Annotated in this window: 13 protein-coding genes and 1 riboswitch; of the genes, 3 read left to right on the top strand and 10 right to left on the bottom strand. The window is 68.0% G+C overall.

Annotated elements, in window-relative coordinates; all coding sequences use genetic code 11:
• Positions 1-149 precede the first annotated feature (149 nt).
• From ACFWZ4_RS04925 to ACFWZ4_RS04895, 7 genes are all read right to left on the bottom strand, one after another.
• The gene (locus tag ACFWZ4_RS04925; protein WP_439703596.1) at positions 150-926 is read right to left on the bottom strand and encodes a lipoate--protein ligase family protein; all 777 of its coding nucleotides are present in this window, start codon (positions 924-926) and stop codon (positions 150-152) included.
• Positions 923-1228 (bottom strand): biotin--protein ligase, encoded by a 306-nt coding sequence (locus tag ACFWZ4_RS04920; protein ID WP_439703595.1) that lies wholly within the window; start codon positions 1226-1228, stop codon positions 923-925. Before ACFWZ4_RS04920 ends, ACFWZ4_RS04925 begins: the two co-directional genes overlap by 4 nt.
• Positions 1229-1279: 51 nt before the next feature.
• Entirely contained in the window at positions 1280-1696 is a 417-nt protein-coding gene (locus ACFWZ4_RS04915; protein WP_439703594.1) for a hypothetical protein, read from the bottom strand.
• 277 nt (positions 1697-1973) lie between these two features.
• Positions 1974-4214, bottom strand: a complete 2241-nt coding sequence (gene parC, locus ACFWZ4_RS04910; protein ID WP_439703593.1) for a DNA topoisomerase IV subunit A — start codon at positions 4212-4214, stop codon at positions 1974-1976.
• Between the two features lie 187 nt (positions 4215-4401).
• A complete protein-coding gene (locus ACFWZ4_RS04905; RefSeq protein ID WP_439703592.1) occupies positions 4402-5271 on the bottom strand; it encodes a TraB/GumN family protein in 870 nt (289 codons plus the stop codon).
• Between the two features lie 6 nt (positions 5272-5277).
• The gene (locus ACFWZ4_RS04900) at positions 5278-6303 is read right to left on the bottom strand and encodes a proline iminopeptidase-family hydrolase (RefSeq protein WP_439703591.1); all 1026 of its coding nucleotides are present in this window, start codon (positions 6301-6303) and stop codon (positions 5278-5280) included.
• An 80-nt stretch (positions 6304-6383) separates the two neighbouring features.
• Entirely contained in the window at positions 6384-7076 is a 693-nt protein-coding gene (locus tag ACFWZ4_RS04895) for an FMN-dependent NADH-azoreductase (RefSeq protein ID WP_439703590.1), read from the bottom strand.
• A gap of 126 nt (positions 7077-7202) precedes the next feature.
• On the opposite strand from ACFWZ4_RS04895, the gene gcvA reads away from it, so the two are divergent.
• Positions 7203-8144 carry a transcriptional regulator GcvA gene (gcvA, locus tag ACFWZ4_RS04890; RefSeq protein WP_439703589.1) on the top strand — a complete coding sequence of 314 codons (942 nt, stop codon included), beginning with the start codon at positions 7203-7205 and terminating at the stop codon, positions 8142-8144.
• Here the strand turns inward: gcvA and cfa are convergent.
• The 3 genes from cfa to crcB all read right to left on the bottom strand — a co-directional run bounded on the left by cfa (position 8095) and on the right by crcB (position 10052).
• A complete protein-coding gene (gene cfa / locus ACFWZ4_RS04885) occupies positions 8095-9219 on the bottom strand; it encodes a cyclopropane fatty acyl phospholipid synthase (protein WP_439703588.1) in 1125 nt (374 codons plus the stop codon). The genes gcvA and cfa overlap by 50 nt on opposite strands.
• Before the next feature lie 28 nt (positions 9220-9247).
• On the bottom strand, positions 9248-9583 hold the full coding sequence (locus tag ACFWZ4_RS04880) for a DUF190 domain-containing protein (protein WP_439703587.1): 336 nt from the start codon (positions 9581-9583) through the stop codon (positions 9248-9250).
• A 79-nt stretch (positions 9584-9662) separates the two neighbouring features.
• The gene (gene crcB / locus ACFWZ4_RS04875) at positions 9663-10052 is read right to left on the bottom strand and encodes a fluoride efflux transporter CrcB (RefSeq protein WP_439703586.1); all 390 of its coding nucleotides are present in this window, start codon (positions 10050-10052) and stop codon (positions 9663-9665) included.
• Between the two features lie 71 nt (positions 10053-10123).
• Positions 10124-10204, bottom strand: a riboswitch (Fluoride riboswitch).
• A 96-nt stretch (positions 10205-10300) separates the two neighbouring features.
• Between crcB and ACFWZ4_RS04870 the strand changes: the two genes are divergently transcribed.
• Both ACFWZ4_RS04870 and ACFWZ4_RS04865 read left to right on the top strand, forming a co-directional pair.
• Positions 10301-11557 carry a multidrug effflux MFS transporter gene (locus tag ACFWZ4_RS04870; RefSeq protein WP_439703585.1) on the top strand — a complete coding sequence of 419 codons (1257 nt, stop codon included), beginning with the start codon at positions 10301-10303 and terminating at the stop codon, positions 11555-11557.
• Positions 11558-11693: 136 nt separating this feature from the next.
• Positions 11694-13913 carry a DUF5916 domain-containing protein gene (locus ACFWZ4_RS04865; RefSeq protein ID WP_439703584.1) on the top strand — a complete coding sequence of 740 codons (2220 nt, stop codon included), beginning with the start codon at positions 11694-11696 and terminating at the stop codon, positions 13911-13913.
• The last annotated feature ends 47 nt before the right edge of the window (positions 13914-13960 follow it).

Below are 13960 nucleotides of genomic sequence, written 5' to 3'. Positions count from 1 at the left end.
CTGCATCTCCTTTTCCACGCGAATGGAAGCCCGATCCTGCGGCGGCGGGCGAGGGGGTGCAAGTGACGTTTGGGAGGGCAGGAACGGAGGGCGGGCTTCAGTCCACCGCATCCGGGCGGATGCCGGCGGGCCCGAGCCCACTTTGCGGATCAGGGGACGTCGGCGGTCCAGTCGGCGCTTGAAAACTTTTCCTGCGCCAGGACTTCGGCCTGCGCCAGCTCGTCGGCGCGCAGCGTGTCCTCGGCAAGGCCGTGCCGGTGGCGGAAGGTGGCGATCATGTGCCCGATGATCGCCGCGCGCGCCAGGCCGGTCTGGCTGCGCAACGGATCCACGCGCTTGCCGGCGCTCTGCGTGCCCTTGTCCGAAAGCTTCTCGCGGCCGATGCGCAGCACCTGGAGCATCTTGGTCGCATCGATGTCGTAGGCCATGGTGACGTGGTGCAGCACGGCGCCGCCGCGGTGGGCCTGCGCCGCGCCGGCGATCTTGCCGCCGGCGGAGGTGATGTCGTTGAGCGGCTGGTACCAGGCCTCGATGCCAAGCTCCGCCAACGCCTCGAGTGTCCAGGCGTCCATCCAGGCGTAGGCCTCCTGGAAGCTCATGCCCTTGATCAACGACAGCGGCGCATAGATCGACCAGGTGATGGTGTTGCCCGGTTCGATGAACATGGCGCCGCCGCCGGAGACGCGCCGCACCACTTCGATGCCATGGCGCCGTGCGGCCTCGGCATCGACTTCGTTGCGCAGTGACTGGAAGCGGCCGATCACCACCGCCGGCCCGCCCCACTCCCAGATGCGCAAGGTCGGCGGCCGGTGGCCGGCGCCGACTTCGTGGGTGAGCACCTCGTCCAGCGCCATGTGCAGCGCGGGCGGTTGCGGTTCGGTGTGGATCAGATGCCAGGCGTGGTCGCGCCAGAGCGTGCGGGTCATGGGGCCATTCCCTGGTCGATGGCGTGCTGGTCGATGGCGCGGCGGACCGCGATCGCGATGGCTTCCGGGGAGATGCCGTACATCATCACGCCGGGCACGAGCTGGGCGCGGATCGCGGCGGCGAGCATGTGTTCGTCCGCGTCGGCGCTCTGTCCTTCAAGCGCGGCGTCGATGGCGTGCAGGGCGTCGTCCGGTTCGAGGAAGAAGTCGCCACTGACCTGCACCCGGGCCAGGCAGTCGTCGACGAGGTCAAGGTCGACCACGATCAGCTTGCCGCCAGGCATCTTGTATTCGCCGTGCATGGGTCCTCCGCTCGGGCCGGCGGCAAGGCTAGCGCAGAGGCGCGCTGCGCGTCAGTGACCGCGACCGTGGAAATGCCCGCTGCCCGCGCCGATCTCGAGGCTGACGCCGCCAGTGGGGTGGTCGCAGCTGCCGAACGCTTTGCCGAGACTCACCGTGCCACGCTGGTAGCTGCCGTCGACGTGGTTGCCGCTCATCACGCCCATGCCCACGCTGCCGTGGACTTGCGGCTGGTTGAAGGTGGCGTCGTCGCAGTGGTCGACGGCGATCTCGTCGTCGGCAGCAGTGCTGCCGCTGGTGTCGCCGTAGTAGACGCCGGGAGCGGCTGCCGGCTTTGGAGCGGTGCTTGCCGGCGCCGGCAGGTCGCTGGGCGGGAGCTTGAGGTTGAGCGGCCGGCTGGCGCTCTGCGACCACGCCGGTGCGGTCAGCAGGGAAGCGAACAGAGCGGCGGCGGCAAGCAAAGGACGCATGGCGGAATCCGGTCGGCGATGCCTGTATCAACGGGCGGGGCACGGTCTCGTGTACCGGAGTTGGAGTGGTTGCGGGCGTGAAAGTTCTTTGTGAAGCGAGCGGCCGCTTTGCCTCCTATCCCCGCCGGGAAGAGGGCGGAGGTGAGGGGCCGGGGCTCGCCGGGACGGTCGGTCGGGCCGCGCTTCGGCTCGAGGTGTCGCAAAGAGTGGCCCCTCACCCCAGCCCTCTCCCCGGAGGGGAGAGGGAGCAGTGCGCGCGGCTGCTCTCGAGTTCAGATCAACCCGTGGTTTCGATCCGCTCCACGCGCCGCAGGCCGCGCGGCAGCAGGCCGCCGCGGGTGGCGCGGTTGCCGCCGTACTCGACCAGGTCGTTCCAGCGCAGCGTGAGCTTGCGCTGGCCGGCGTAGAGCGTGACCTCGCCCTTGCCCTCGGTCACTACCGCAATGCCCGCCACGCGCTCTTCGCCGCTGGCGAGCTTGGCCTTGGGCACCTCGATCAGCTTGTTGCCCTTGCCCTTGTCCAGCTCGGGCAGCTCCGCCACCGAGAACATCAGCAGATGGCCCTCGGTGGTGACCACCACGATGCGGTCGCGCGCCGGGTCCGCGCTGGCCTGGGGCGCGAGGATCTTCGCGCCCTCGGTCAGGCTGATGATCTGCTTGCCGGCCTTGTTGCGGCCGGTGAGCGCCTCGAAGCGGGTAACGAAGCCGTAGCCGAAGTCGGTGGCCAGGATCAGCCGCGTGTCGTTGTCGCCGGCCGTGAGCGCGTCGAAGCTGGCGCCGGAGGGCGGACTGAAGCGTCCGGTGAGCGGATCGCCATTGCCACGCGCGGAAGGCAGGCTGTGCGCGGGCGTCGAGTAGCTGCGGCCGGTCGAGTCGATAACCGCGACCTGCTGGGTGGTGCGCGCCTTCACCGCGGCGAGCAGGCCGTCGCCTTCGCGGTAGTTCATGCTTTCGGGGTCGACGTCATGGCCCTTGGCCGCGCGGATCCAGCCCTTCTGGCTCAGCACCACGGTGACCGGCTCGCTGGCCACCAGCGCGCTCTCGTCCAGCGCCTGCGCCACTTCGCGCTCGACCAGCGGCGCGCGCCGCGCGTCGCCGTACTTGGCGGCGTCGGCCTGCAATTCGCCCTTGATCAGGGTCTTGAGCTTGGCGGGGGACTTGAGCAGCACGTTGATGCGCGCGCGCTCCTCCTCCAGCTGGTTGCGCTCGGCCTCGATCTTCATTTCCTCGAGCCGCGCAAGCTGGCGCAGTTTGGTTTCGAGGATGTAGTCGGCCTGTTCGTCGGACAGCTTGAAGCGCTTCATCAGCACCGGCTTGGGCTCGTCTTCCGAGCGCACGATGCGGATCACCTCGTCCAGGTTGAGGTAGGCGATGTGCAGGCCTTCGAGCAGGTGCAGGCGCCGCTCGACCTTGCCCAGGCGATGGGTCAGGCGGCGGGTGACCGTGTCGGTGCGGAAGGTGAGCCACTCGGCGAGGATCTTCTTGAGGTCCTTCACCTGCGGGCGGCCGTCCAGGCCGATCATGTTGAGGTTGACCCGGAAGCTCTTTTCCAGGTCCGTAGTGGCGAACAGGTGCTGCATCACCTCGGCCGAGTCCACGCGGCTGGAACGCGGCACCACGACCAGGCGGATGGGGTTCTCGTGGTCGGACTCGTCGCGCAGGTCCTCCACCATCGGCAGCTTCTTGGCGCGCATCTGCGCGGCGATCTGCTCGAGGATCTTCGACGGGCTGACCTGGTGCGGCAGCGCGGTGATGACGATGTTGCCGTCTTCGACCTGGTACACCGCGCGGGCGCGCAGCGAGCCGTTGCCGGTGGTGTAGATCGACAGCAGTTCCTTGCGCGGGGTGATGATCTCCGCCGCGGTCGGGTAGTCCGGCGCCGGAACGTGCTGGACCAGGTCTGCGACGGTGGCGTCGGGGTTGTCGATCAGGTGGATGCAGGCAGCGACGACTTCGCGCAGGTTGTGCGGCGGGATGTCGGTGGCCATGCCCACGGCGATGCCCATCGAACCGTTGAGCAGCACGTGCGGCACGCGCGCGGGCAGCCAGGAAGGCTCCTCCAGCGTGCCGTCGAAGTTCGGTACCCAGTCGACCGTGCCGTGCGCCAGCTCGCCCAGCAGTGCCTCGGCGATGGGGCTCAACTTCGACTCGGTATAGCGCATCGCCGCGAAGCTCTTCGGATCGTCCGGCGAGCCGAAGTTGCCCTGGCCGTCGACCAGCGGATAGCGGTAGGAGAACGGCTGCGCCATCAGCACCATGGCCTCGTAGCACGAGGTGTCGCCATGCGGATGGAACTTGCCGATCACGTCGCCGATGGTGCGGGCGGATTTCTTCGGCTTGGCGGTGGCGGCCAGGCCCAGCTCGCTCATCGCGTAGACGATGCGCCGCTGCACGGGCTTGAGGCCGTCGCCCACGAAGGGCAGGGCGCGGTCCAGCACCACGTACATCGAGTAGTCGAGGTAGGCCCGCTCGGCGTATTCCTTGAGCGGGATCTGTTCGAAATTGGCTTGCAGGTTCATGCGGGGGTTTCTTGCACGGGTAACCGGCCGATGGTGCCAGATCGGCCGCAGGGGGGACAGCAGGAAGGCTGGGGCCAGGCGCTTCGGCTTCGTCCGCCTGGGACGAGCGACGCTTGGCACGAACGGCTTTTCATATAGAGCCGTTCACCCTGAGCGTGGGCGGCAGGCCGAAGTCGAATGGCCTTCGCTACAGGCGGTCGACGTCCTCGCCCAGCTTCTTCAACTGCTGCTGCAGGCTGTCCGGCCCGGCCAGGTGCGCAGCACCCACCGCGATGAACACGGCGCCCGGCTGCTGCAACAGCGCGACGACCTGCTTGGCCCATGCCTCGTTCCGCTCGACCAGCAGACGCTGGTAGAGCTGGGGCTCGTCGCGGCGCATCAGGTCGTTCTCCAGGCGAGCCAGGGCTTCGTCGTCGCCGTTCTTCCAGGCCTCGATGATCGCCTTGAGGTCCACCGTGGCGCGGTCGGTGTCACGCAGGGTCGAACGCAGCATGGCCAGCTGCATCGCCTGCGGCATCTGGGCGAGGAAGCGGATCTGCTGTTCGGCCGTCTCCAGCGCGCGTACCGGCTTGCCGGCTTTTTCCATTGCCGCGCGCAGTTGCTTGTCCACGCCCTGGGCCGGGTCCAGGCCGGCCTGGGTGAGTGGCGCCACGGTGAGCGTGAGCGCGGCCAGCCACGGACGCATCATGTTGAGTGACGCGACGCCGCCGGGCACGTTGGCCAGCCGCGCTGCCCTTTCCAGCCGGCTGCCCTCGAACGGCGTGAGCAGGCCGGTCAGCGGGTGCGTCATGTCCATCCCGTAACGCAGCACCAGCGCGGTCATGTTGGCCTGGTCGTCGTCCACGATTTCCACGTACAGCGCCTGGCTGTCGGCCAGCGCCGCGTCCAGCGCGGGGAAATGCCAGGCGGTGTCCTGCGGCAGCAGGTGCACGGTGCCGAACAGGTAGATGGTGGTGTCGGCGTCCCTGACCACCCAAAGTCCCGGATGCGCCAGCGCGGGACCGGCGAACAGGGCCAGCAGAAAGCCGATCAGAAGGGCGCGGCACCGGGAAAGCATCAGTCCTTACTCCACGCTGCGCAGGAAGCGGACCAATCCGTCGAAATACGCCCGCTGGTCGTCGTACATGGCCATGTGGCTGCCCTTGGGGCAGAGCAGGAACTCGCCCTCGGGAAGGCGTTTGGCCATGCCCGCCATGTACGCCGGATCCATGGTGTCGTACTTCGCCGCGATCACCAGCGTGGGTACCGTGATGCGGTGCAGGTCGGCGCTGCGGTCCCAATGTTCCAGCCGACCGCTGGCGCCCAGTTCGCTGGGACCCTGCATCAACTGGTAGATGTGCTCGTTGACATGCCCGAACGAGCGTTCCACCGGTTCGGGCCACTGTGCGGCCGGCATGCGCAGCAGGTGCTTCTCGTAGTGCATGGGCATCAGGATCTGCATGTAGCGCGGGTCGTCGGTGCGATGTTCCGCCTCGAGCTTCTGCACCTCGGCCAGCGCCTTCGGATCCATCGAGGGCATCAGTACTTTGTGCGCGTAGTCGTTGTACGCGGGGATCGAATCGACCATGTTCGAGATCACCAGGCACTTGAGGTGCTGCTGGTATTTCAGCGCGTACTCGATCGCCAGCACGCCGCCCCAGGAATGGCCGAGCAGGCAGAAGTCGTCCTTGTCCAGGTGCAGCGCCCGGCGTACCTGCTCCACTTCCTCGACGAAACGATCGGTGGTCCACAGGTCGTCGCTGCCCGCGCCCTTGGGCTGGTCCGAATAGGCCGAACCGAGCTGGTCGTAGTAGTAGTACTCGATGCCGGCGCCGGGGAAGTAACTGTCGAACGCCTCGAAATATTCGTGGGTCATGCCCGGGCCGCCGTGCAGGAGCAGCACCTTGAGCCGCGGGTTGTTGCCCACGCGCTTGGTCCAGACCTTGAAGTGGCCCCTGGGCGTGTCGATGGTGATCATCTTCACGCCGCCACTGAGTACGTCGTCGTGGCCGGCGTGGGAGAAATAGGCGGGGACGGTGTCGGTGGCGCGACTGGTGCCGGCACAGACGAACATGAGGATGGCGAGCAGACAGAGAAGGTAGTGCTTCATGGCGGGCCCCCGGGGATTCGCCGCACTATCCCCCGCCACCCGCCCGGCTTCAACCGGCAGGCCTCACGGCCCCCGGGCTCTCATGCGGCCCGGCAGGATGCCGGAGCAGCATCCCGCGTCAGCCGATCCACCAGCCGGTCGACCTCCGCTTCCGCGTCCGCCAGCGAGCGGGCCAGGAGCTGCCCGCCGAACTCGTCGTACTCGACGGCGACGCCATGCACGTCGGTGATGCCGATGTAGCCCAGCGCGGTCCGCACGCCGTCCTCGACGTGGTTCATCGCGCGCAGCCGATCGGCGTAGCCGTAGTCGCCGCGCGAACTCAGGATCACCAGCTTTCGCGGCCGATCGGTCAGCAGCGGCCAGTAGGGCGCGCCTTCGCGCGAGCGGTCGAAGCCGAAGGTGCGACCGACGCGCACGATCTGGTCGATCCATGCCTTGAACGCGGCCGGCATGCCGAAGTTGTACATGGGCACCCCGGCGACGATCAGGTCGGCGCCGGTCAGCTCATCCACCAGGATGTCGCTGGTGGCCAGCGTCTCGTCCATCCAGGGTTCCCGCCGGTCGGATGGCGTAAACGCGGCGTGGATCCAGTCGCCGCCGACCGGCGGCGGGGGATTCGCTCCGAGGTCGCGGTAAAGCACCGGGTCGTGCGGGCGCGCCGCCCTCCAGCGCTCCACGAACCGGGCGCTCAACCGGCGTGTATGGGAGCCATGGGGTTGGTAATCGGATCGGCCGGACCGGGCGCTGGCATCGATGTGGAGCAGGGTGGTCATTGCGTCCTCGCTGGATGAGGCAGGCTCAGCTGCCTGCATTGACCGCCAGCGTGAAACTGGAAAGTCCAACGGACAAACGATAGTTTTTCGCGACATGGATGAATTGAACTCATCCGGGAGGGACTCATGCGAAAACTTCCGCCGCTGGCTTCGCTGCGTGCCTTCGAGGCGGCGGTGCGCCACCTGAGCTTCAAGCGCGCCGCCGAAGAACTGGCGGTGACGCCCACCGCCGTCAGCCACCAGGTGCGCCAGCTGGAGGACCGGCTGGGCGTGCGCCTGTTCGAACGGCATCCCCGCCAGGTGGTTGCTACCGCCGCCGCGATGGAGCTCTACCCAGTGCTGCGTGATGGCTTCGATGCCTTTGCGCGCGCGCTGGACTCGGTCGCCCACCGCCGCGCCCGACGCAGCCTCACGCTGTCGGCGACCAGTGCGTTCGCAGCGCGCTGGCTGGTGCCGCGCATCGCTTCGTTCCGCCGTGCCCACCCAGGGCTCGACCTGCGCCTGCATGCCTCGGACGAGCCGGTGCGCCTGGAGGGCCGCGACATCGACGCCGCCATCCGCTACGGCCGCGGGCCGTACCCGGGCTTCGTCGCCCTGCCGCTGGCGGCCGACCAGTTCGCCCCCGTGTGCAGCCCCGCGCTGCGCCTGCGCCGGTGCGCCGACCTCGGGCGCTGGCCGCTGCTGCATTTCGAATGGCGGCACCGGCGCGCCGACAACCCGACCTGGCGGCGCTGGCTGGAACAGGCGGGCATGAGCGGCGTGCTGCCGGAGTCGGGCGTGGTTTTCAGCGACGAGAACCACGCGATCCAGGCTGCGCTGGCCGGCCAGGGCGTGGCCTTGCTCAGCCTTTTGCTGGTGGGACCGGACTTGCGCAGTGGCGCGCTCGTGCAGCCGTTCGGGCCGGTGCTCGAGGGCTACCGTTACCACCTGGTCCACGCGCCGGACGCGCCCAGGCGCGACGAACTGGCTGCGCTGGCGGACTGGTTGCAGGCAGAAATGGACGGCGAAGCGGTCGCTCCTACCGCGGCACGCGGTAGCCGCCGGGCACGCCGCGCGGGCTCAGCGTGAGCTGCCAGAGCTGGTCGCGGCGGCTGCGGAAGACCGCGGCGGAGACGCCCAGGTAGTAGTGCCACATACGGCGGAAGCGTTCGTCGTAATGGTGCGACAGTGCCGGCCAGGCGGCATCGAAGTTGGTGCGCCAGGCGGTCAGGGTCCTGTCGTAGTCGGCGCCGAAGTTGTGCCAGTCCTCGACCACGAACAGGCCTTCGAGCGCCGTGGCCGTCTGGCTCATCGCCGGGATCATCGAGTTGGGGAAGATGTATTTCTCGATCCACGGGTCCGGCCGCGAAGGCTGGCCGTTGCTGCCGATGCAATGCAGCAGGAACAAGCCGTCCTCGCCCAGGCAGCGCCGCGCCACCTCGAAATAGCTGCGGTAGTTGAGCGCGCCCACGTGCTCGAACATGCCGATCGACATGATCGCGTCGAACGGCTCGTCCAGCTCGTGGTAGTCCTGCAGGCGGATCTCCACCGGCAACCCAACGCACAGCGCCTGCGCGTAGGCCGCCTGCTCCTGCGAGACGGTGATGCCCACGCCCTGGACTCCGTAGGTCTCCGCCGCGTACTTGAGCGCCTCGCCCCAGCCGCAGCCGATGTCGAGCACTCGCTGGCCGGGCTTGAGTTGCAGCTTGCGGCAGATCAGGTCGAGCTTGGCGACCTGGGCGTCGTCCAGGTTGGTCGCCTGGGCCCAGTAGCCGCACGAGTACACCAGCCGTTCCCCCAGCATGGCCTGGAACAGGTCGTTGCCCAGGTCGTAATGCGCCTTGCCGATCTCGAAGGCGTGCTCGCCGCGCTGCAGGTTCACGAAGCGGGCTTTGAGGTGGGCGATCAGGGTATCGAGGGTGCGCAGCTCGTCGTCGATCTGTGCGCGCAGCAGTTGGGTGAACAGGCCGGGCAGGTCGTCGCTATCCCACCATCCGTCCATGTAGGCCTCGCCCAAGCCGAGCGAGCCGTGCGCGAACACGCGGGCGTAGAGGCGATCGTCGTGCACGCACATGTCGCAGGGCGGCTTGTCGGCGGCACGGACACCGGCCAGCGCGAGCAGGTCGATCGCGCGCTGCTTGATGGACTGCTGGCGGAAGGGCATGCGGTGCTCCTTCAGACGGCGGCACGCCTCACTGCGCGCCCAGAACTCCAAAGCGTATGGTCGAGGTTGCATACACGGCGTGGACGCCAGCCTCACGCACGCGGGCGAGCAGAGCGTCGGCCTGCGCCGGCCGGAGCAGGAACTCGACCTTCACCGGCAGGTTGTCCGCTAGCTCGAAGAACGCTTCCTCGTGCAGGACGCCGTGGCGCCCGAAACCGGCGGTAGCGCGGAACACCGAGCCGCCACCGATGCCCTGCTGCCTGGCCTGTTCCAGCAGCCATTCGGACAGCAACCTGCCATCGTGGCGTGCGCGCAGGTGGACAAAGAAGCTCAGCTGTACGCCTTCGGTTGTCGTATCGCTCACGTCGGTCCTCCGTCGGCTTTGCAGGGAGCGCTCCGGAGCGCGACCCATGGATAGGTTTGCGTTGCTCCCGCGTCCGGGCCTACATGGCGCGCAGGAGCCCGCGGGTGAGCGCGATGCCGAGCAGGGTCAGGCCGATCGAGCCCACCAGGTGCACCATCAAATGGCCGCCGAACCAAAGGTACTGCTGGCGCAGCAGCAGGGTGGAGGATTCCGCCGAGAAGGTGGAGAAGGTCGTCAGGCCGCCCAGGAAGCCGGTGAACACGAACAGGCGCAGCTCGGGTGGCAGCGTCTGGAAGTGGTCCCACACGCCCATCGCGCCGCCCATCAGCAGGCCGCCGAGCAGGTTGGCGAGCAGCGTGCCCGGCGGAAGCGTTGGAAAGAGATGGTTGAGCAGACTGCCGAGCAGCCAGCGCAGCCAGCAACCGAGCGCGCCGCCGAAGCCGATGGCAAGGAATCCGATGTAACCCACGAGAGCGCCTCCCTGAAAGGTCGAAATCCCGGACCTCCGCGCTGCGGGCACGCGCCCGCACCCGGAGCGTCCGGTGTGCAGGCATCATCAACCCCTCGCTCGGGGCGGTTCGTTCCGTGAGGAACGGGAGGCATGCCATCTCCCATCCGGCGGATGCTAGCCGATGGCCGTGTGCCAGGCCAACGGCGCTGCTACGGGAGCAGCCGGTGGAGCGTGGCATACTCGCCGCCGCTTCCCGGCGTGATCCGATGACCACGACTCCCTCCCCCATCCGGCGCAGCCTGCCCTGGTTGCTGGCCGGGCTGTCGATGATCGGCCCGTTCTCGATCGACGCGGTGTTCCCGGCTTTTCCGCTGATCGGAACACGCTTCGGCGTGGACGAGGTGGCGTTGCAGCAGCTGCTCAGCATGTACCTGCTGACCTACGCGGTGATGAGCCTTTTCCACGGCGCGATCTCCGACGCGATCGGGCGCAAGCCGGTCATCGTCGCGGGCATGCTCGGTTATGCGCTGGCCTCGGCCGGCGCGGCGCTGTCGACCTCCTTCGGCATGCTGCTGGCGTGCCGTGGCATCCAGGGCGCCTGCGCCGGCGCTGGCCTGGTGGTGGGACGGGCGGTGATCCGCGACAGCCTCGAGGGCGAGGCCGCGCAGCGGCTGATGTCGCAGGTGATGATGATTTTCGGCGTGGCGCCGGTGATCGCGCCGATGGTGGGCGCGCAGCTGCTCGGCCTGGGCGGCTGGCACGGCATCTTCTGGGTGCTGACCGGCTTCACCCTGATGCTGGCGGTGCTGCTGGTGTGGCAGCTGGACGAAACCCACCCGCCGGCGGCGCGCAGCCGTTTCGCGCTGAAGCCGCTGCTGGCCGGATACGTCGCGTTCGGCCGCGACCGGCCGTTCTGGCCATTGCTGATTTCCAGTTCGGTGAACTTCGCCGGCCTGTTCCTGTTCATCGCCTCGGCGCCGCGGATCATCCGTGAGCTGCTGGGCCTGTCGGCGCAAGGCTTTCCCTGGCTGTTCATCCCGGTGGTGGTGGGCCTGGTCGCCGGCGCCTGGTTGTCAGGGCGGCTGGCCGGCCGGCGCGGCGTAGGCTTCACGGTGAACCTGGGCTACGCGGTGATGCTGCTGGCCTGTGCGCTGCACGTGGTCCTCGCACTCGCGCTACCGCAGCCGCGGCTCCCATGGTCGATGCTGCCGCTGGTGCTGCACGGCGTGGGCGTGCAGCTGGCCTTCCCGACGCTGACCCTGTTGCTGCTGGATCGCTTCGCGAAAAGGCGCGGCGGCATCTCCTCGGTGCAGGCCTTCGCCAGCCTGCTGCTCAACGGTGCCGTGGCGGGCGTGCTCTCGCCGCTGCTTTCGAGCGACTTGCTGCACCTGGCGCTGGGGGCGAGCGTGCTGACGATGGTAGGGGCGATGTCGTGGGGCTGGTACCGACGCGTCACACGGGCGCCGCGCACGCCGCCACCGCGCGACATCGAATTGCAGGCGCAGATCGCCGAGCCACGTTGAGTAGCGCTGCCCTGTCCGCGGACAGGCGCGCCGGCATGACTTCCGCCAGTCGGCCGTATCGCGATGGCCGTCTATCCTGCGCGACATCCTCCGCTTTCCCATCTCCCCGATGCGCCCTTACGCACGCCATTGCGCCATGCGCGCCCTGATCGCCTCGTTCGCCCTGCTGGCGCTGCCCGCCATGGCGGTGGAGGTGGACGGCCACATCGATCCGGTCGAATGGCAGGGTGCCCGGCACATCACCGACTTCCGCAAGGTGCAGCCGCTCAACGGCGAGCCGGGAAGCCTGCCGACCGAGGCGTGGGTGCTGTCCACGCCGGACGGCCTGGCGATCGCGTTCCGCTGCATCCAGCCGCCGGGCGTGCCGCGCACGCACCAGCGCATCCGCCGCGACGAGCAGGCGCAGGTCGATCGCGTGAACCTGATGGTCGACTTCGACGGCGACGGGCGCACCGGCTACAACTTCATGGTCACGCTTGCCGACGACATCAACGACGCGGTGGTGACCCAGGAAACCCAGTTCAACACCGATTGGGACGGCAACTGGAAGCACGCCTCCAGCGAGGATGCGCAGGGCTGGAGCGTGGAGATGCTCATTCCCTGGTACATCGCGCCGATGCGCGGCGCGGTCGGCGGCGAGCGCACCATCGGCCTGTACCTGGATCGCGTGATCGGCTCGACCGGCGAGCGCGACGCCTGGCCGGTGGCCAGCTTCAACAAGCCGCGCTTCGTCTCCGACTTCAAGCCGGTGACGCTGCCGGCCTACACGCAGTCGCTGTTCGCGATCACGCCCTACGTTGTCGGGCTGCGCGACCAGGTGCACGGCGCGAACAGCTTCAAGGGTGGCGCGGACATCTTCTGGAAGCCGAACGGGCAGACCCAGCTCACCGCGACGATCAACCCCGACTTCGGCCAGGTGGAGAGCGACGACCTGGTAGTGAATTTCGGTGCCGAGGAAACGTTCTTTACCGACAAGCGGCCGTTCTTCACCGAGAACCAGGGCATCTTCGACTTCGGCCTCCTGATCGACAACAGCCAGCTGATCTACACCCGCCGCGTGGGCGGGCCCGCCGACGATGGCAACGGCTCCGGCGACGTGACGGGCGCGGTCAAGCTCAACGGCAGCGTGGGTGGCACCCAGTATGGCGTGCTGGCGGCGCAGGAGAGTGGCGAGGCCGGGCGCACGTTCTCGGCGCTGCGCCTGATCCACGACTACGGCACGCAGACGCTGGGCATGATGGCCACGCGCGTGGAGCGCCCCTGGCTCGACCGCGATGCGGACGTGCTTGGCATCGACCACAAGTGGCAGCCGAACGCCCAGCTCACCGTCACGAGCAACGTGGTCGGCAGCGCGATCGACCAGCGCGGAACCACCGTGCGAGGGGTCGGCGCGACATCGATCGTCGAGTACGAAATGAACGAGCGCTGGAGCCAGCAATGGATCGCCATGCACTTCGACGACAAGCTCGATCTCAACGACTTCGGCTACCTGCCTCGCAACAGCCTCAACTACGTGCACTACGAGGTGCGCCGGCGATTCGCCGATTTGCCGGCCGATTCACGCTACGCCTCCCATCTGTGGCACTGGCGCATCATCGGCATGGACAACGACCACGGGCTGTCGCTGCAGCGGCAGTTCCGCGTGATCCGCGAGAGCCTGCTGCGCGACGGTGGACAGGAGGACTGGCAGCTCAACCTCGACGCACCGGCGCACGATGACCTGCTTACCCGCGGCCACGGCGCGCTGCGGATTCCGCACAACGCGCTGCTGGACTGGGAGCGCCAGAGCCCGCGCAAGGGCAACTGGGCTTGGGAATCGGAAGTGACGCTCAAAGGGAGCGATCGCGTCGGACTGAAGCGGGTGGGCTACGCCGCGCAGTTCCAGCCGACCTATTTCATCAACGATGCCTTCAGCCTGTTCACCGGCGTGACCTACGAGTTCGACCCGGATTGGCTGGTGTGGCAGCACGACAACCTGATCGGAAGCTTCGACAGCCACCAGATACTGCTCGACGCGGGCGTCAACTGGAACATCGGCAACCGCCAGGAGCTGCGCGTGAAGCTGCAGGCGCTGGGCCTGGACGCGCGGCTGCTGCAGGCCTACCGCGTCAACGGCGACATGCGCGCGGTTCCTGCCGACGACCCGGTGAACGACTTCAGCGTGCGCAACCTTGGCTTCCAGATCCGCTACCGCTACGAACTGGCTCCGCTGTCGGACCTCTACGTGGTGTACGGACGTGGCGGCTATGCGCTCGATCCGCGCTACAGCGAAGCCGGCAGCCAGTTCGGCCGCAGCTTCGACCTGCGAGACAGCGAACAGCTGCTGGTGAAGCTCGCCTACCGGTTCGAGCTGTAGATCCAAACCGAAGGGCGGTTGGCCGTTGACGCCCCCCGGCGCATGCT

This window comes from Frateuria sp. GZRe12 (assembly GCF_051900535.1).
GTDB lineage: Bacteria > Pseudomonadota > Gammaproteobacteria > Xanthomonadales > Rhodanobacteraceae > Frateuria_A.
The sequence above is the reverse complement of the archived record's forward strand: the minus strand, read 5'-3'. Positions and strand labels throughout refer to the sequence as shown.

Coding starts and splice junctions, on each gene's coding strand:
- cfa (WP_439703588.1), bottom strand. CDS start 9,219: ATGCCCTTCCGCCAGCAGTCCATCAAGCAGCGCGCGATCGACCTGCTC.
- ACFWZ4_RS04865 (WP_439703584.1), top strand. CDS start 11,694: ATGCGCGCCCTGATCGCCTCGTTCGCCCTGCTGGCGCTGCCCGCCATG.
- parC (WP_439703593.1), bottom strand. CDS start 4,214: ATGAACCTGCAAGCCAATTTCGAACAGATCCCGCTCAAGGAATACGCC.
- ACFWZ4_RS04920 (WP_439703595.1), bottom strand. CDS start 1,228: ATGCACGGCGAATACAAGATGCCTGGCGGCAAGCTGATCGTGGTCGAC.
- ACFWZ4_RS04895 (WP_439703590.1), bottom strand. CDS start 7,076: ATGACCACCCTGCTCCACATCGATGCCAGCGCCCGGTCCGGCCGATCC.
- gcvA (WP_439703589.1), top strand. CDS start 7,203: ATGCGAAAACTTCCGCCGCTGGCTTCGCTGCGTGCCTTCGAGGCGGCG.
- ACFWZ4_RS04870 (WP_439703585.1), top strand. CDS start 10,301: ATGACCACGACTCCCTCCCCCATCCGGCGCAGCCTGCCCTGGTTGCTG.
- ACFWZ4_RS04915 (WP_439703594.1), bottom strand. CDS start 1,696: ATGCGTCCTTTGCTTGCCGCCGCCGCTCTGTTCGCTTCCCTGCTGACC.
- ACFWZ4_RS04925 (WP_439703596.1), bottom strand. CDS start 926: ATGACCCGCACGCTCTGGCGCGACCACGCCTGGCATCTGATCCACACC.
- ACFWZ4_RS04900 (WP_439703591.1), bottom strand. CDS start 6,303: ATGAAGCACTACCTTCTCTGTCTGCTCGCCATCCTCATGTTCGTCTGT.
- ACFWZ4_RS04905 (WP_439703592.1), bottom strand. CDS start 5,271: ATGCTTTCCCGGTGCCGCGCCCTTCTGATCGGCTTTCTGCTGGCCCTG.